The sequence below is a fragment of the Pseudomonas sp. IB20 genome, from assembly GCF_009707325.1.
Classification (GTDB): Bacteria; Pseudomonadota; Gammaproteobacteria; order Pseudomonadales; family Pseudomonadaceae; genus Aquipseudomonas.
On the sequence record NZ_CP046103.1, the window covers coordinates 1,386,376 to 1,404,439 of the forward strand.

At 59.9% G+C, this 18,064-nt stretch carries 14 protein-coding genes; 3 read left to right on the top strand and 11 right to left on the bottom strand.

All coding sequences use genetic code 11. The annotated features are described in order from the left end of the window. Positions 1-100: 100 nt before the first annotated feature. The 5 genes from GJU48_RS06355 to GJU48_RS06375 all read right to left on the bottom strand — a co-directional run bounded on the left by GJU48_RS06355 (position 101) and on the right by GJU48_RS06375 (position 5,097). Positions 101-802, bottom strand: coding sequence for an ABC transporter ATP-binding protein (locus GJU48_RS06355; RefSeq protein WP_094952956.1), 702 nt, complete (start codon positions 800-802; stop codon positions 101-103). A 1-nt stretch (position 803) separates the two neighbouring features. After that, entirely contained in the window at positions 804-1,571 is a 768-nt protein-coding gene (livG, locus tag GJU48_RS06360; protein WP_010212365.1) for a high-affinity branched-chain amino acid ABC transporter ATP-binding protein LivG, read from the bottom strand. Continuing rightward, on the bottom strand, positions 1,568-2,821 hold the full coding sequence (locus tag GJU48_RS06365; RefSeq protein WP_064451210.1) for a high-affinity branched-chain amino acid ABC transporter permease LivM: 1,254 nt from the start codon (positions 2,819-2,821) through the stop codon (positions 1,568-1,570). The genes livG and GJU48_RS06365 overlap by 4 nt, the downstream gene beginning before the upstream one ends. After that, positions 2,818-3,741 (bottom strand): high-affinity branched-chain amino acid ABC transporter permease LivH, encoded by a 924-nt coding sequence (livH, locus tag GJU48_RS06370; RefSeq protein ID WP_003231100.1) that lies wholly within the window; start codon positions 3,739-3,741, stop codon positions 2,818-2,820. The genes GJU48_RS06365 and livH overlap by 4 nt, the downstream gene beginning before the upstream one ends. Before the next feature lie 228 nt (positions 3,742-3,969). Next, positions 3,970-5,097, bottom strand: coding sequence for a branched-chain amino acid ABC transporter substrate-binding protein (locus GJU48_RS06375; protein WP_094952955.1), 1,128 nt, complete (start codon positions 5,095-5,097; stop codon positions 3,970-3,972). Between the two features lie 354 nt (positions 5,098-5,451). Here GJU48_RS06375 and GJU48_RS06380 point away from each other — a divergent pair, with 354 nt between their 5' ends. Beyond that, complete coding sequence (locus tag GJU48_RS06380; protein WP_003211652.1) at positions 5,452-5,754, top strand: DUF2288 domain-containing protein; 303 nt, start codon at positions 5,452-5,454, stop codon at positions 5,752-5,754. Between the two features lie 308 nt (positions 5,755-6,062). Here the strand turns inward: GJU48_RS06380 and GJU48_RS06385 are convergent, their stop codons facing one another. From GJU48_RS06385 to GJU48_RS06395, 3 genes are all read right to left on the bottom strand, one after another. Next, the gene (locus GJU48_RS06385) at positions 6,063-8,240 is read right to left on the bottom strand and encodes a hypothetical protein (RefSeq protein WP_094952954.1); all 2,178 of its coding nucleotides are present in this window, start codon (positions 8,238-8,240) and stop codon (positions 6,063-6,065) included. A gap of 203 nt (positions 8,241-8,443) precedes the next feature. Continuing rightward, a complete protein-coding gene (locus GJU48_RS06390) occupies positions 8,444-10,708 on the bottom strand; it encodes a putative bifunctional diguanylate cyclase/phosphodiesterase (protein ID WP_094952953.1) in 2,265 nt (754 codons plus the stop codon). A 139-nt stretch (positions 10,709-10,847) separates the two neighbouring features. Next, the gene (locus tag GJU48_RS06395) at positions 10,848-11,213 is read right to left on the bottom strand and encodes a YkgJ family cysteine cluster protein (protein WP_094952952.1); all 366 of its coding nucleotides are present in this window, start codon (positions 11,211-11,213) and stop codon (positions 10,848-10,850) included. A gap of 252 nt (positions 11,214-11,465) precedes the next feature. Here GJU48_RS06395 and GJU48_RS06400 point away from each other — a divergent pair, with 252 nt between their 5' ends. Continuing rightward, positions 11,466-12,812 carry a spinster family MFS transporter gene (locus tag GJU48_RS06400; RefSeq protein ID WP_094952951.1) on the top strand — a complete coding sequence of 449 codons (1,347 nt, stop codon included), beginning with the start codon at positions 11,466-11,468 and terminating at the stop codon, positions 12,810-12,812. Positions 12,813-12,954: 142 nt separating this feature from the next. Here the strand turns inward: GJU48_RS06400 and rapA are convergent, their stop codons facing one another. Further along, the gene (gene rapA / locus GJU48_RS06405; RefSeq protein ID WP_094951554.1) at positions 12,955-15,801 is read right to left on the bottom strand and encodes an RNA polymerase-associated protein RapA; all 2,847 of its coding nucleotides are present in this window, start codon (positions 15,799-15,801) and stop codon (positions 12,955-12,957) included. Between the two features lie 217 nt (positions 15,802-16,018). Between rapA and GJU48_RS06410 the strand changes: the two genes are divergently transcribed. Next, positions 16,019-16,360, top strand: a complete 342-nt coding sequence (locus GJU48_RS06410) for an aspartate-semialdehyde dehydrogenase (RefSeq protein ID WP_094951555.1) — start codon at positions 16,019-16,021, stop codon at positions 16,358-16,360. Here the strand turns inward: GJU48_RS06410 and GJU48_RS06415 are convergent. Then, a complete protein-coding gene (locus tag GJU48_RS06415) occupies positions 16,357-17,538 on the bottom strand; it encodes an aminotransferase class V-fold PLP-dependent enzyme (protein ID WP_094951556.1) in 1,182 nt (393 codons plus the stop codon). The two genes, GJU48_RS06410 and GJU48_RS06415, sit on opposite strands and share 4 nt — an antisense overlap. Beyond that, a complete protein-coding gene (locus GJU48_RS06420; RefSeq protein ID WP_094951557.1) occupies positions 17,535-18,005 on the bottom strand; it encodes a RidA family protein in 471 nt (156 codons plus the stop codon). The genes GJU48_RS06415 and GJU48_RS06420 overlap by 4 nt, the downstream gene beginning before the upstream one ends. Positions 18,006-18,064: the final 59 nt, after the last annotated feature.

An 18,064-nucleotide genomic window follows, 5' to 3' on the forward strand; every position in this document is an offset into this window, starting at 1 on the left:
GCTGGCCGGCCAACGGGCGAGCAAAGGTCAACTTGCCGCGACGCTCTAAACCGCAATAAAAAAAACGGCCCGAAGGCCGTTTTTGGTTGACGCCAATGGCTCAGCCACCGAGATAAGCTTCACGCACTTTCGGGTCCGTCAGCAATTGCTCACCTGTACCCTGCATCACCACCCGGCCGTTTTCCAGCACGTAGGCGCGGTCGGCGATTTTCAGCGCCTGGTTGGCGTTCTGCTCCACCAGGAACACCGTTACACCGTCCTTGCGCAGTTGTTCGATGATGTCGAAGATCTGCTGGATGATGATCGGCGCCAGGCCCAGGGACGGTTCGTCCAACAGCAGCAGCTTGGGCTTGCTCATCAGCGCCCGGCCGATGGCGAGCATTTGCTGCTCGCCGCCGGACATGGTGCCGCCGCGCTGGCTGAAGCGCTCCTTGAGCCTTGGGAACAGGTGCAACACCTTGTCCATCTGCTCTTGGTAATCGCCCTTGTCGGTGAAGAACCCGCCCATGGACAGGTTCTCCTCCACGGTCAGGCGCGAGAACACGCGACGGCCTTCGGGCACCACCGCAATGCTCTTGCGCATGATCTGCGAGGACTGCTGGCCCACCAGCTCTTCACCCATGTAGCGGATGCTGCCGCTGTGGGCCTGCGGTGAACCGCACAGGGTCATCAGCAAGGTCGATTTGCCAGCGCCGTTGGCGCCGATCAGCGTGACGATTTCACCTTGGCGCACTTCCACGTTGATGCCGTGCAGGGCCTGGATCTTGCCGTAGAAAGTGGAAACGTTTTCGAATTGCAGCATTTTACGCTTCCCCCAGATAGGCTTTGATCACTTCAGGATTGTCGCGGATCTGCTCCGGCGTGCCGTTGGCCAGCGGCGTGCCCTGGTTGATCACGACGATGTGGTCGGAGATGCTCATGACCAGTTTCATGTCGTGTTCGATCAACAGCACCGTGGCGTTGTTTTCCTCACGCAACACGCTGATCAGCGCCTTGAGGTCTTCGGTTTCCTTGGGGTTCAAGCCGGCGGCCGGTTCGTCGAGCATGAGGATCCGCGGGCGGGTCATCATGCAGCGGGCGATTTCCAGGCGACGTTGCTGACCATAGGCCAGGGTACCGGCAGGGCGGTTGGCAAACTCGGTGAGGTTGACCTTGTCCAGCCAGTACTCGGCGTATTCCATGGCCTCGCGCTCGCTCTTGCGGAACGCCGGGGTCTTGAACAGGCCAGCAAAGAAGTTGGTGTTCAAGTGACGGTGCTGGGCAATCAGCAAGTTCTCGACCGCCGTCATGTCCTTGAACAACCTTACGTTCTGGAAGGTGCGCACCACGCCCTTGCGAGCGATTTCGTGGCCGGCCAGGCCCTGGATCGGCTGGCCGTCCAGCAGGATGCTGCCGCCGCTCGGCTTGTAGAAGCCGGTGAGGCAGTTGAACACCGTGGTCTTGCCGGCGCCGTTCGGGCCGATCAGCGCCACTACCTGTTTCTCTTTCACGGTCAGGGCCACGCCGTTGACCGCCAGCAAGCCGCCGAAGCGCATGCTCAAGTTTTCGACTTTCAGGATCTCGCGGCTCATTTGCGCAGCTCCATGTGTGGACGTTGCATGGGCAGCAGGCCTTGAGGACGCCAGATCATCATCAGCACCATCATGGCGCCGAACATCAACATGCGGTATTCGCTGAACTCACGCATCATTTCCGGCAGCAGGATCATCACGATCGCCGCCAGAATCACGCCCAACTGCGAGCCCATGCCACCCAGTACGACGATGGCGAGGATGATCGCCGACTCGATAAAGGTGAACGACTCCGGGGTCACCAAGCCTTGGCGCGCGGCGAAGAAGCTGCCGGCGAAACCGGCGAATGTTGCCCCGAGGGTGAATGCCGAAAGTTTGATAACTGTCGGGTTCATGCCTAACGCACGGCAGGCGATTTCATCTTCGCGCAACGCTTCCCACGCACGGCCGATCGGCATGCGCAGCAAACGGTTGATCACGAACAAGGCCGCCAGCGCCAGCAACAAGGCCACCAGGTACAGGAACACCACTTTGCTCACCGGGTTGTAGTCGATCCCGAAGTACTCGTGGAAGGTCTGCATGCCTTCGGCTGCGGTGCGGTCGAACGACAGCCCGAAGAACGTCGGCTTGGGGATGCTGCTGATGCCGTTGGGGCCACCGGTGATATCGGTGAGGTTACGCAGGAACAGCCGGATGATTTCACCGAAGCCCAGGGTCACGATCGCCAAATAGTCACCGCGCAGGCGCAGCACCGGGAAGCCCAGCAGGAAGCCGAACGTGGCCGCCGCCATACCCGCCAGCGGCAGGCAGATCCAGAAGCCCCAGCCCAGGTAATGCGAGAGCAGCGCGTAGGTGTAGGCACCCACGGCATAGAAGCCCACATAACCCAGGTCGAGCAGCCCGGCCAGGCCCACCACGATGTTCAGGCCCAGGCCCAGCAACACGTAGATCAGGATCAGCGTGGCGATGTCGACGGCGCCGCGCGAGCCGAAGAACGGCCAGATCAACGCCGCCACGATCAGGCCGATGATGATGTAGCGCTGGGTGCGCGGCAGGGTCAGGAATTGGCTGACCTTGGGCGACACCAACGGCCCACGGTTGCCCTTGAACAAGGCACCGACCTGCTGGGTGAACAGCACGCGCAGGAACATCAGCACCGAGCACAGGGCGATGATGGTCAGGGTCACAGGACCGGTGCCATGCACTTCCAGGTTGATGCCGACAATGCTCAGCTTGAGGCCGAGTACCGGAAAGGCCACGGCCCATACCAGCAAGGCGCTGAAAAACGCCGATTTAAGATATCTGCTCATACTTTCTCAACCTCCGGACGGCCCAGAATGCCGGTCGGACGGAACAACAGCACCAGAACCAACAGGCCAAACGCCACGACGTCCTTGTATTGGTCGCCGAAGATATCGGCACCAAAGGCTTCAGCCACGCCCAGCACCAGCCCGCCGAGCATGGCGCCCGGAATACTGCCGATGCCGCCCAAGACCGCCGCGGTAAAGGCCTTGAGGCCTACCAGGAAACCGGCGTTGGGGTTGATCACGCCGTACTGCATGCTCAGCAGCACAGCCGCGACGGCCGCCAGCGCAGCACCGATGACGAAGGTCAGGGCGATGATGTTGTTGGTGTTGATGCCCAGCAGGTTGGCCATCTTGATGTCTTCGGCGCAGGCCCGGCAGGCGCGCCCCAGACGGGAGCGGGAGATGAACAGGGTCAGGCCCAGCATCGCCACCAGGGTGACGACGAATACGAGGATCTGCATGTACGAAATCAGCACTTCTTGTGCGCCGCCTGGGCCGAAGGAGAAGCTCCCCGGGATCAGGTTGGGAATGGACTTATCCTTGGAGTCCTGGGACAGCAATACAGTGTTCTGCAGGAAAATCGACATGCCGATAGCGGAAATCAGCGGGATCAAACGGTTGCTGCCACGCAAGGGACGGTAGGCAACCCGCTCGATACTGTAGCCATAGGCACTGGTCACGACGATCGACGCAAGGAACGCGGCGGTCATCAACAGCGGCAGGGAGTGGATCCCCATCATGGCCAGCCCGGCAAGGGCGATGAAGGCCACGTAGGAACCAATCATGTACACCTCGCCATGGGCGAAGTTGATCATTCCAATGATGCCGTAAACCATTGTGTAGCCAATGGCTATCAAGGCATAGGTGCTGCCAATGGTCAGGCCATTAACCAGCTGTTGGAAAAAATGATAGATCTCAGGCATTACAGCGCTCCTAAAAACCCGATACGCATTTCACTGGTGGAGTCATGTTCCGGCCCTGCGCTGTGTTCTATAAGCACATTTGCACAAAGCGTTTGCCAGCGAACCGCTGGTGACGGTTTTAAGATTTTCAGGTGAGCCAGCGCCCGGATCGCGGGTGTCAGGCCCATAAACCTCGTAAAACAAAACCCACTGCTTTCACAGTGGGCTTGTTGACCAGTAAGGCCTGGCTTACTGAGGGGAAACTTCGGTTTTTGGTTTGCCGAAGTGCCATTGGTAGACCACGAACTTGAAGTCCTTCAGGTCGCCCTTGGCATCAAAGCTCAGTTCGCCGGTAGGGGTCTTGAAGGTGCCGGCGTGGATGGCGGCTGCCACCTTGGCGGTGTCTTCGCTCTTCGCGGCAGCGATACCGCCTGCGATGACTTCAACGGCCGAGTAGGCCGGGAACACGAATGGACCGGTTGGGTCCTGCTTGTTCTTGGCGAACGCTTCAACGATGGCTTTGTTGGCAGGGTCGGTGTCGAAGGATTTCGGCAGGGTTACCAGCAGGCCTTCGGAAGCGTCTTGGGCGATTTGCGAGATGGAGTCGTTGCCGACACCTTCTGGGCCCATGAACTTGGCGTTCAGGCCTTTTTCTTTGGACTGACGCAGGATCAAGCCCAGCTCTGGGTGGTAGCCGCCGTAGTAGACGAAATCGACGTTGGCTTGCTTGAGCTTCTGGATGATCGAGGAGAAGTCTTTGTCACCGGCGTTCAGGCCTTCGAAGACAGCGACTTTCACGCCTTTCTTCTCAAGGGTCTGTTTAACGGCGGTGGCGATGCCTTCACCGTATTGTTGTTTGTCGTGCAGAACGGCAACAACCTTAGGCTTCACGAAATCGGCGATGTAGTTGCCGGCCGCCGGGCCCTGGGCGCTGTCCAGGCCGATGGTACGGAAGATCAGCTTGTAGCCACGGGCGGTGATTTCCGGGCTGGTAGCCGCCGGAGTGATCATGATCACGCCTTCGTCTTCGTAGATATCGGTTGCAGGCTGAGTGGAGCTGGAGCAGAGGTGACCGACCACGAACTTGACGCCGTCGTTGACCACTTTGTTGGCGACGGCCACGGCTTGTTTAGGGTCGCAAGCGTCGTCGTATTCTTTGGCTTCAAGCATCTTGCCATCGACGCCGCCCTTGGCGTTGATGTCGGCGATTGCCTGCTTGGCACCCATGAATTGCATGTCGCCGTATTGCGTCACAGGACCTGTTTTAGGCCCGGCGATACCGATCTTGATGGTGTCGGCTGCGAACGAATGGCCAGCAACCCCAGCCAGGACCATAGCGGCAAACAGTTTGGAAATCTGCTTAGTAGCCTTATTCATAGTGCTCCACTCTTACTGTTGTATTTTTTATAGTTCTAGCGGCCTTGTGAGCTGCAGAACCGGATCAGATATCTCGGATATCCCCCCGGCATGCCCTGGCAACTGTACCGGTACAGTGTAGAGCGCCGGTTGATCGCTTGAAAAGCTGGCTGCTGGGGGCAAAACCCGGGCGTGTCGCTTAAATGAAAGAAAAAGACAGAATTGCGGCGGGGTGATGCCAGAATCTCGGGCAATCCTTGGCTTTTCTGACACGTTCTCTCGGTGCCTCATTTGCAACAGGGTTTTTCTACCTGGCTTTTGCTACGAAAGGCACGACGTTATGATTGCGCCGATTTTTTATTCAGGTGAATTCCCATGACGCAAGAACCTAGCACCCTCTATGCCAAGCTGCTCGGTGAAACCGCCGAAATTTCCTGGAAGGAGCTTGAGCCGTTCTTTGCCAAGGGTGCCCTATTGTGGGTCGACGCTGGCCTGGATTTGATCGAAGCCGCCGAGGGAATGGCTGAGGACAACCGCGAGAAAGTCGCTGCGTGGCTGGCTGCGGGGAGCCTTGGCGAAGTGTCTGCGACGCGGGCGTTGGACCTGGTTGAGCGTGATCCGAGCTTGTGGGCGGTGGTGGTTTCGCCGTGGATTCTGATCCAGGAAAGGGCAGTGTAAGAAACGAGCGCCCTAAAAAGGTGCGTGATTTTCGCCGGTGTAAGTGTGTAGCTGAGTAACCGCTGACGCGGTGATGGCATCTTGCCGTAGAGAAAGGTCACAGGTGAGGGTGACGTGCACGTCACGGGAACAGTTTTGCGCGGGGCCGAAGGCTCGGGGAATTGTTTCTGGGTGTGGCGGGGATCTGGGTTTTCCTTGCCTGACAGACCGCTATCGCAGGCAAGCCAGCTCCCACATTTGATCGGGTTCCACCGTTGGAATGCGGTCAAATGTGGGAGCTGGCTTGCCTGCGATGGCCGCGCCGCGGTCTACGCAGTCTTGCCGGTATGGTTATTCAACGAAATAACCTTGGTTTTCCCAATCCGATGACGATAGATCTCGCGCAAATACTTGATCGCCTTCTTCACACAGTCCCGTGACAAGCGAATATCGTTGATCGACACGAACTTCTCCTTGTCGTTGATCAACTCCCGATACTTCTTCTCGTACATCGGTTTGATCGCATACCAGTTGGTATCCAGAATCTTCGCCGGGTTCTCAAACTCATTGAGCAGTTCATCGATACGGTCTTCATCGAAGTCTTCATGGATGATGAAATCCAGGATCGAGTTGTCCAGCGTGTCATCAAACCGATACGGATTACGCGCAAAGCAGCGCTTGATAAACGCCACGATCAGCGTGAGGAAGTCGTCCGACAGGCAAGGGCTCTTGGCGATCAACGTGGTCAGCGACAAGTTGGCCGAGGCGCCGATCACCAGCGCGTAACGCTTGAGCGTGGTGTTGGGGAACAGGCTGTTGAGGTGAGTCTTGAGCCGGTTCAAGTCCATGTTGGACAGCTTGTAGTCCTTGGGCAACGACACAATCGACACCACCGACGAGCAGTTCTTGAAGAAGTGCAGGTCATGCAGCGCCGCCGCGTCGTACCCGGAGTTCTTGTACTGCTCCAACGACGCCTTGTAACGCTTGGATTCAATCGGCAACAGGCTGATGCCCTCGATCGCCTGGGTGACTTTGTTGAAGTGCGGCAGGTCAATCGAGCGGAAAAACAGGTCATCAATGTTCAGCCGCTGCGGCTCTTTATCGAACACCTTGAACTTGTCGTTCGACGGCGCCGGGGTTTCCGGCACCACCGATTCGGCGTAGGCAATCGCCACCGGCCCCGCCAGGCTCATGAACAGGTCGTTGGCATCCAGGCGGATGGTTTCGCCGATGTCGATGCCGGCGCGACGGAAGTAGTTCTGGTCGTAGTCGGTGGTTACCGCCTGGGCCGTGAGGATGTTGAAAATCTGCTGGGAGATGTATTGGTTGGCGTGTTTTTCCATCGCATTAACGTCAATGTTCTGGATATTGCCGTCATCGCTCTCTTCGGCGTAACGCATGATGTCGTTGGAGATCAGCATCATCGCGTTCCACGGGCGGATGCGGCCTTTCACGCTGGCCTCGCTGCTGTCTTCATTGTCGAAGTTGTACGAAAAGTCCCATTCTTCCGACAGGTATTTGCACAGCAGTCGCCCGGCGTTGATGTGCAGCGCCTCGGACATTTCGCTGCGGTGGTCGGAGATATTCGGCAGCACACAGATGCCGCTGGTGAAGATCGGCTCGAAGACAAACGCGTGGCCGCTCTTGCTGTCGTGCTCGTCGGCGGGCTTGGTGTCGAACGTCTTGTTCATGTACGAGTGCTGCTGGGCCAGCCCGAATTCGGAGGCCATGCCCGAACCCGTGCCGCCGCCGGCGCTGAAGATCGAGAAGTACAGGCGCGACTGGTTGGCCTTGATGCCGCAGGAGTCGATCAGGTACGAGTGGATCATCTTCCAGTCGGGGCTGGAAAAACGTTGGGTGTCTTTGTTGAGGATGATCTTGGCCAGGTACTGGCCGAGGATCGGCGCGTTACCGGCGCCGCCGGCATGCACTTCCGACAGGTCCATGATCTTCATTTTGCTGTAGTCGCGCAGGAAGCCGCTTTTTTCGCCCTTGCGCGAGAAGCGGATGCGCCCGGCGATGTCCTTGTCCAGGTCGCCCAGCATCACCAGCGGCTCGACCAGAAACACCGGCTTGGTGGCCTTGCCGCCGCCCAGGCGCAGGTTGTTACGAAGCCACTGGGCCGGGCTGTAGCCTTTATCGGCTGATTTGTCTTCGGTACTGAATTCGTTCAGGTAGAACTTGCGCGCGTTGTACACCAACTCCGCCACGTCCAAGGCAATGTTGGAGCCGCAGCGGCCCAGGCCGATCAGGCACACCGAGGGGAATTCCTGCTCACTGCGCGCATCGGCGTCGCCTTCCTGCTGGGGCAGGCGCGGGAACACCATGTCGCGCAGGCCGTCGAGGTTGTCGAGGATGCGGTCGGTATTGGTTTCGGTGAAGTACAGGTACTGCTGGGTAGCCAGCGTGCGGGGGCTGCTCAATGACTTTGAACCTGAGGGTTTTTCCGCAGGAGCTGTGGGCAACACGTCGGATACCACGGTGGCAGAGTTATTTTTGGAGGTCATTGGGCGCCATGTGCCTGGACGGATGGCCGGAAAAATCAGGCAGCCATCACTGAATGAGAGTTCGCGACTTTACAGTGCGTCTGAGTCCGGGATGGTCGGGTTTAACCCTTATTTCTCAAGGGGAATCCGGGCCGGACTCTGATGAATCGGCCGTTCGTCGGCGTTCTTTAGCCAAGTGATGGCGAAATGCCAAAGATTCGGCGTCAGCGAATTGGCCTGACGGTAGACGTAGGCCCGATACGGCCTGGGGTGGGGTCTTTCGGCGCAGGGGACTCTCGGTTGCCCTCCACGCTGAACGGGTAGAGCGGGTTGCGCATCTGCATGCCCTGGATCACGCCGACGATGTCACTGAAAGGCACCGCCGGGCTTAGCAGGTAGCCCTGAACAAAATCACAGCCATGTTTGAGCAGCAGTTCGAATTGCGCCTGGGTTTCCACGCCTTCGGTGACGACCTGCAGGTGCAGGGTGTGGGCCATGCCGATGATCGCCTGGACGATCTCGATATCGGCGGTGGACTTGGGGATGTCCTGGATAAATGAACGGTCGATCTTCAAGGTATTGAGCGGCAGGCGCTTGAGGTAAGCCAGCGATGAGTAGCCGGTGCCGAAATCATCAATGGCCAGCGACACACCCAAGGCGCGGATTTGCCGCAACAGCGCCAGGGTGCTGCTGATATTGCCCATCAGCGCGTTTTCGGTGACTTCCAGTTCCAGGCGGTTGGCGCCAATCCCGGCGAAGCGCAAGGCGGCTTCGATTTCATCCGCCAGCTCATCACGAACCAGGTTCAGGGCCGAGCAGTTCACGGCCATGGTCAGCTCGGTGTAGCCACGGTCGGACAGCAGGCTCAAATCGTGACAGGCCTGGCGCAACACCCAGTGGTCCAGATCGGCAATCAAGCCGTTGCTTTCGGCGATGCTGATAAACCGCTCGGGGGCCAGCAGGCCGTGTTGCGGATGCTGCCAGCGCACCAGGGCTTCCAGGCGCGTGACCTTGCCTAGCTTCATGTCAAAAATTGGCTGATAGAACAGCACCAATTCGTTACGCCCGCGCAGGGCCGCGCGCAATTCCTCTTCTAATTGCAGTTCCATGAAGGCGCGGGTTTTAAGGTTGGAACTGAAGAAGTTCAGGCTGTTGCGCCCGGCGTCCTTGGACTGGTAAAGCGCCAGGTCGGCGGTCTTCAGCAGCTCTTCGCAGGTCAGGCCATCGTCGGGGAACAGGCTGATACCAATGCTGGTGGTCATCACCATGCGCCGGCCCGCCAATTCAACCGGCTCCTTCATTTTCTGCATGATGCGCTGCGCCATGTGCCGCGCTTCGTCGCGATGGTGAATGTTGATCAAGATGCAGAATTCATCACCGCCAAACCGTGCGACCACGTCGTCATGGCTGCGCACCGAGCTTTTGATATGCCCGGCCAGCACGGTGAGTAACAGGTCACCGGCGTCATGTCCGAGGCTGTCATTAATGCGCTTGAAGTGGTCGATGTCGAGGAAGATGACCGCCAACATGCCGTTGTAAGTGGTTTTTTCTGCGACCTTCTCTGCAAAGATCTGGTTAAAACCCCGGCGGTTAAGCAGGCTGGTCAGCGCATCGTAATGGGCCACCTGTTGCAGTGATGCGCGGGCCTGGTCAAGTTCGCTGAGCAGAGCGTTGACCCGGCGCAGGTCACGCTCCTTGTGCTGCAGTTTTTTGTCCGCCAAGGCGGCGCTGACGCTGCTGCCGATCACCAGCAGGGTGATCACCGCCACGGACAGGCCGAGCTGAATAGGGTTGTTGTCCAGCGGCAATGCGAGGTCAGCCCCGCTGGGCACCAGCATCTGCATGGCGGCCATGCCGGTGAAGTGCATGCTCAGGATACCGGCGCCCAGCACCAGGCTGGCGCCGTATTTGAGCAGTTGATAGAACACGCCGGCGCCGTTACGCAGGTAGCACGACAGCAATAACGCCGCCAGGCTGGCGCCAATCGCAATGCCGACCGAGGCCATGAACAGCCCCGAATCGAAGTACACCTGGGCCTGGGAGCGCATCGCCGACATGCCGACGTAGTGCATCAAGGCGATGCCGAGCCCCATCCACACCGATGCCAACAGGTACTGATGGAACCGTAACTGCGCATGACTGAGGGTTTGCATGGCAAACAGCGAGGCAATCAGGGCGATCACCAGCGAGGCAAACGTCATGAGTAATTCGTAATGAATGGCGATAGGCGCCTGGAAGGCCAGCATGCTGATGAAGTGAGTCGACCAGATGCCGCCTGCCAGGCAACCGGCGCCTACCCAGCGCCAGTGGCGCCGGGCGGTAGGGTCTTCGACATGGCTGACGCGTTCGGCCATGTCCAACGTACCGAACCCTGCCGCACACGCGACCAGGTAGGCCAGCAACACCAGAAAAGGGTTATGACTGCAATTGAGTAATAAATGCCCGTGATCTGGAAGCTCGGTAAAAAAATGCATACCTAGCCATTCCATAGCATGTCCCGTCAAAGTCAGTACGTCATTGCCTGCAACAATGGCCTATGACGTCGAGTATAGAAGCCTCGCGGGATTTGCCAGGAATAATGGCACTTTGCTCTCAATGATTTTGGCATGCCTGCCATAGCGTTTGATGCTAAGCGCTGATCGGCAGGTCCAACTCGAAAGGTGCCGGCAGCGGCGGCAAGCCAAAGGCGGCGCGTGCCTTATCGCAATCGACGTTCTGTTCACCCTGGCTCCACGACGCATCGAACTCGCGACACGGGCTTGAGCGCTGCTCATAGATCGTGCAACGGGTGCCCTTACCGACTTCACCTTCAAGGCTGCAGCAACGCGCGGGTTTCTGGTCGGTACCGATCATCGCCACCCGCGTGGGATTGATCTGCACCACCAAATCATCGGGCACCGTGCCCCCCGATGAGGCGCACTCACCCCAGAAGAAAGACACACGAAAGTGTGAACAGCAGGCACCGCAACTCAGACACGGACTGGCTTCGGACATGGGCGTCATCGATAAGAAAAGTAGGATTGGGGGTGTTACGGAAGGCTCGCCATTCTATCCGTGCCATGGCGGTTGGGAAGGGGGGCGCGAACTTATATTTTTGTAGGCAAAGTCCCGTGATACCGGGTGAAATCATGCCCTATCAGCTTTACGAATCATTACAGACAACCGCCCCCTGCCTGACTATGTTGCACAGACCGGGCAGGATGCATCGGGCATCGCAGCTCTCATAACAATAAAAGAGACGGACCCATGCAGAACTCGACCCAAGCGGCGAATGCCTGGCGCATTCTGTTCTTGCTGTTCCTCGCCAACTTGTTCAACTTCTTCGACCGCACCATTCCCGCGATCATCATCGAACCCATCCGCATGGAGTGGCACCTGAGCGACTTCCAGCTCGGCATCATCGGCACCGCCTTCACCATCGTTTACGCCATCGCCGGCCTGCCGCTGGGGCGCATGGCCGACACCGGCTCGCGCAGCAAACTGATGGGCTGGGGCCTGTTTGCCTGGAGCGGGCTGACAGCGATCAACGGCATGGTCGGCAGTTTCTGGACTTTCCTGCTGGTGCGCATGGGCATCGGCATCGGCGAGGCCAGCTATGCGCCGGCCGCTAATTCGCTGATTGGCGACCTGTTTCCCGCCCACCGCCGCGCCCGCGCCATGGGCATTTTCATGCTAGGGCTGCCGTTGGGGCTGTTGCTGGCGTTCTTTACTATCGGTTGGATGGTCAAGGCGTTCGACAGCTGGCGTGCGCCGTTCTTCATCGCCGCCGTGCCGGGGATGATCCTGGCGGTATTCATGTTCTATATCAAAGAACCCAAGCGCGGCGCGGCGGAAACCGTGCAAGTCTCCCAGGAGCGCGTCGACCGCCCGATCCGCCGCGTGCTGGCGGTGCCGACCTTCCTGTGGCTGGTGCTGGCCGGACTGTGCTTCAACTTCGCCACCTATGCGTGTAACTCGTTCCTGGTGCCGATGTTGCAGCGTTACTTCCTGATGCCGTTGCAGGATGCGGCCGTCGCCACTGGCGTCATTGTGGGTATCACCGGTCTTGTAGGCCTGACCTTGGGCGGCTGGATTGCCGACAAGATCCATCAGCGCGTCGCCAATGGCCGGCTGTTGTTCGCGGCGTGCAGCCTGATCATCTCCACCGTCACCACCGCTTGGGCATTGCATGCCGGGCGAGTCGAGATTGGCGTGTTTGTGGCGCTGTTCAGTGTCGGCTGGCTGTTTGCCTATAACTTCTACACCTGCGTGTATACGGCGATCCAAGACGTGGTTGAACCGCGCCTGCGCGCCACGGCGATGGCGCTGTTCTTTGCCGGGCTGTACTTGCTCGGCGGTGGCATGGGGCCGATTGTGGTGGGCGGGCTGTCTGATCACTTTGCCCATTCGGCCATGTATGCCGATGGCGCGGCGCAGATGACTGAGGCGTATAAAGCGGTGGGGTTGCATGACGCCATGTACCTGATCCCGGTGGCGCTGTTCCTGACCATGTTGTTTCTGTTTCAGGCGTCGCGCAGTTTTGTGCGTGATGCCAAGCGGATGAAGGATGGGTTGGGGGCGGTGGAGGTGCCAGCGGCTGCGGCTACCGCTTGAGACCGAGGTGACTCCATCGCAGCATAGGTATCTCACTGGTCATTCCCCTGTGGGAGCGGGCTTGCCCGCGATGAGGCCCGCAAGCCAAACAAAAAAAGGCCCGCATTGCGCGGGCCTTCTTTTTAGCAGTGCAGGGCAGTGATTAGCCCGCCACCAACACCCGAATCGCTTCCAGTCGCAGCGCCGCCTTGTCGAGCATGGCCAACCCTTGCTCGCGCTGTTGGCGCAGGGCAACCAGCTCGCTGTCGCGCACGGTCGGGTTGACCGCTTGCAACGCGGTCAGGCGTGCCAGCTCTTCGTCGGTGTCCGCCGCCAGACGGCGCTTGGCCTCGGCCACACGCTCGGCATGGCGCGGGGTGATCTTCTCTTCGCCGGCATTGATGCGCGGCGTGAGTTGGTCGCGCTGGGCCTGGACGAACTTGTTGGCGCTGGCGCGTGGCACGCTTTCCAGTTGGTCGTTCAGGGTTTCAAACGACACACGCCCGGACAGGTCATTGCCATTGGCATCCAACAGGCAGCGCAACGCGGCCGGTGGCAGGTAGCGGCCCAGTTGCAACGAGCGCGGTGCAACCACTTCACTGACGTAAAGCAGTTCGAGCAACACGGTGCCTGGCTTGAGCGCCTTGTTCTTGATCAGCGCCACGGCGGTGTTGCCCATCGAGCCGGACAGCACCAGGTCCATGCCGCCCTGCACCATCGGGTGTTCCCAGGTGATGAACTGCATGTCTTCGCGCGACAGCGCCTGGTTACGGTCGTAGGTGATGGTCACACCTTCGTCGTCGCCCAGCGGGAAGCTGGCGTCGAGCATTTTTTCGCTGGGCTTGAGGATCAGCGCGTTTTCCGAATGGTCTTCGCTGTCGATGCCAAAGGCGTCGAACAGGGTTTCCATGTAGATCGGCAGGGCGAACTGGTCGTCTTGCTCCAGGATGTCTTCCACCAGCGCATCGCCTTCACCGGCGCCGCCGGAATTGAGCTCCAGCAAGCGGTCGCGGCCGGTGTGCAGCTCCTGCTCCAGACGCTCGCGCTCGGCACGGGCTTCGTCGATCAGGGCTTGCCACTCGCTGTCGTCAGCGTTTTCCAACAGCGGCAGCAGGCGTGGGCCGAACTGATGCTGCAAGGCGTTGCCGGTCGGGCAGGTGTTGAGGAACGCGTTCAGCGCTTCGTGGTACCACTGGAACAGGCGCTCTTGCGGGCTGGTTTGCAGGTACGGCACGTGCAGTTCGATCACATGTTTCTGGCCGATCCGGTCCAGACGCCCGATCCGCTGTTCCAGCAGGTCAGGGTGGGACGGCAGGTCGAACAGCACCAAATGGTGGGAGAACTGGAAGTTGCGGCCTTCACTGCCGATTTCCGAGCAGATCAGCACCTGGGCGCCAAACTCTTCATCGGCGAAGTAAGCGGCGGCGCGGTCACGCTCGAGGATGTTCATGCCCTCGTGGAACACCGTGGCCGGGATGCCGGAACGCACGCGCAGGGCGTCTTCCAGGTCCATCGCAGTTTCGGCATGGGCGCAGATCACCAGCACTTTGGTGCGCTTGAGCATTTTCAGCTGGTCGATCAGCCATTCGACGCGTGGGTCGAAGCGCCACCAGCGGTTTTCTTCCTCAACGTCCGGCTGCGACTGGAAGCTGACTTCCGGGTACAGCTCGGCGTGTTCGCCCAGCGGCAACTCGAGGTATTCGTCCGGGTTCGGCAGCGGGTAAGCGTGCAGCTTACGCTCCGGGAAACCTTGCACGGCGGCGCGGGTGTTACGGAACAGCACGCGGCCGGTGCCGTGGCGGTCGAGCAGTTCACGCACCAGGCGCGCGCTGGCTTCGGTGTCGCCATCGTTGACGGCGGTGAGCAGCGCTTCACCTTCATCACCGAGGAAACCCTGGATGGTCTTGTGTGCGGTCGGCGACAGGCGGCCTTTATCCAACAGCTCCTGCACGGCTTCGGCTACAGGGCGATAGTTCTCGCTCTCGGCGCGGAAGGCGTGCAGGTCGTGGAAGCGGTTCGGGTCCAGCAGGCGCAGACGTGCGAAGTGGCTGTCCTGGCCCAGTTGTTCCGGGGTGGCGGTGAGCAACAGCACGCCGGGAATCACCTCGGCCAACTGCTCGACCAGCGAATACTCAGGGCTGGCTTTCTCTTCATGCCAGACCAAGTGGTGCGCTTCGTCGACCACCAACAGGTCCCAGCCGGCGGCGAACAGCGCGTCCTGGGCTTTCTCGTCGTCGACCAGCCACTCCAGGGCCACCAGCGCGAGCTGGGTGTCTTCGAACGGGTTGGTGGCATCGCTTTCGATGAAGCGTTCTTCGTCGAACAGCGCAACTTGCAGGTTGAAGCGGCGGCGCATTTCCACCAGCCACTGGTGCTGCAGGTTTTCCGGGACCAGGATCAGTACGCGGCTGGCGCGGCCCGACAGCAGCTGGCGATGGATCACCAAGCCGGCTTCGATGGTCTTGCCCAGGCCCACTTCGTCCGCCAGCAATACCCGTGGCGCGATACGGTCAGCGACTTCACGGGCGATGTGCAGTTGGTGAGCAATCGGTTGCGCACGTACGCCACCCAAGCCCCACAGCGAGGACTGCAACTGACGGCTGGTGTGTTCCAACGTGTGGTAGCGCAGCGAGAACCAGGCCAGCGGGTCGATCTGCCCGGCGAACAGACGGTCGCTGGCCAGACGGAACTGGATGAAGTTGGACAGTTGGGTTTCCGGCAGGGTGACCTGCTCGTTCTGCCCATTGAGGCCGTGGTAGACCAGCAGGCCATCGACGTCGTCGACTTCCTGTACGGTCATTTTCCAGCCTTCGAAATGGGTGATGCTGTCACCCGGCGAAAACCTCACGCGAGTGAGGGGCGCATTCCGTAGCGCATACTGACGAGTGTCGCCAGTGGCCGGATAGAGCACGGTCAACAAGCGCCCGTCCTGTGCCAGAACGGTGCCTAACCCCAGCTCTGCTTCGCTGTCACTAATCCAGCGTTGCCCCGGTTGATACTGCTGCGCCATGCTGCCTGACTCCCGCCGTGAAAAAGCCGACTATTCTAACGGAACACGGCTTCCAGACCAAAAGGATTAGGTGCAGCTTCGAGCTTTAAGCTACAAGCGGCAAGAAAAAGGGTGTTAGGTTGGCCCTATAGATGACGATTGGTTCACAAGTTGGCGGCTTGGTGCTCAAGTCGCCACCCTCGCAGCCGACAGTCTGCTGAACAGGAGACTAAACCCCATGCTGCCACCCATGCTGCCCTTGAGTGTTATGCCGGTCACATCGCAACTTGATCCGGTGCGCCAGAAGCCGGATATCCCGCCCGTGGTGCCAGTACAGCCAGGCTCGAATGAAAGCACGATCGACCTTAAGAAGGGCGACGCCGAGCAGTCGACGTTCTTGTTGCGCGAAGAACAACGCCGCCAGCAGGAACAGCAGAAACGCCGGCGTGAAGCCGACGAAGACCCTGAGGAACACTTGGCGATCCCCGGCGATGTGCTCAACGCCGACAACACCGTGCCGGTGGTGCCATTGATCGAAGATGCGCCGCGCCAGGGTTTGTGGGTGGACGTCGAGGTTTAATCGCGCAATTCGCGCAGCGCCGCGATCAGCACTTCAATGTCGCGCTCGGTGTTGAGCGGGCTCACCGAAATCCGTGCAATGCTGCTCAGGCCACGCGCCTGCATGTCCAACGGCGTATACGCCACGCCATTCGCGCCGATATTGATGCGCTGCAATCCCAGGCGCCGCTTGAGTTCAAAGGCGTCCCAACCCTCAAGGTTGAAGGCGATCAGCCCTGAGTGACTCGCGCCTAAATCATGCAGGGAAATTCCCGGAATCTGACGCAACGCTTCACGGATTCCCTCGCTGAGCTGCAAGACCCTTTCCCACGTCCGCGCCACGCCCAGTCGATTAACCTCCTGCAACGCATTGCCCAAGCCTGCCAACAAGGCAAACGACACTTCGCTGGTTTCAAAGCGCCGTGCGTCGTCGCGCAGGTTGTAGCCTTCGGCGCTCCATGGCGCCGAAAATACGTCGCGCTGGGCGGGATTCAGCCGCTGGAGAAACTCCGGCCGCACATACAACAACGCGGTGCCGCGTGGCCCGCGCAGGTGTTTGCGCCCGGCCGACTTGAGCACATCACAGTGCAGCGCTTGCACATCCACCGGCAATTGGCCGACGGCTTGGCCGGCGTCGATGAAATAGGGGATGGCGTGACGCCGGGCCACTTCGCCGATCGCCTGGGCGGGGTTGATCAGCCCACCGTTGGCCGGCAGCCAAGTCAGGTCGATCAGCTTGACGTTGGCATCGATCATCGACGCCAACGCCACCGGGCAGGCTGCGCCGGTTGCATCGCAGGGAATGACTTCTATCCGCGCCCCCGCTTGCACCGCCAGTTGCATGCTCGCTAGGTTGCCGCCCCATTCATGACGACCAACCAGAATGCGCTCGCCCGGTTGCCATGGGCCCAGTGCCTGAAATGCCATGCTCCAGGCGGTTGAGCCGCTGCTGGCAAAGGCTATCGACGCGGTTGGCGCATTGAGCAATTGCGCGGCTGCGCGCCGGGCTTTTTCGACGAGGATGGCGCCATGCTCGCTGGCTTCCATCGGGCCGTCGCGGGCTTCGCGTTGCAGCTGGTCGATGATCGCATTGAGCGTTGCCTGGCTGGGCAGCGAGGCGCCGGCGTGGTTGAAATGCACGATGCCCGACTGGCAGCCGGGCGTGTCGTCACGTAGGTGCTGGACGTCGAGCGGGCTCACGGCTGCAACTCGAAAATCGCATCAACCTCCACGGCCACACCGGCCGGCAGGCTGGAAACACCCACGGCGGTGCGCACATGCCGGCCTTTGTCGCCGAGGGCGTTGACCACCAGGTTTGATGCGCCATTGGCGACCACGCTCTGGTGCTGGAAGTCGCCGCTGCTGGCAATGAACACACCCAGGCGCAGAATGCGCACCACACGCGACAGGTCATCACCCACTGCATCGCTTAACTGCCCGAGCAGGCCCAGCGCCGCGAGTTCCGCCGCCTGGACGCCTTCTTCATCGCTGAGGGTGTCGCCTAACCGCCCGACGTAGGCGGGTTTGCCTTCGACCATGGGAATTTGCCCGGAGATGAACAGTTGGTTCTGGCTGATCACATGATTGATGTAATTGGCCGCCGGCTGGCTGGGCGTAGGCAGCGTCAGGCCAAGGGCTTGCAGGCGTTGGCGGATGGAGTCGCTCATGTTGAATCCTCGAGGGTTGAGAGGTTTTCAGCATGTTGGTTGCGACGATGGGCGACAAA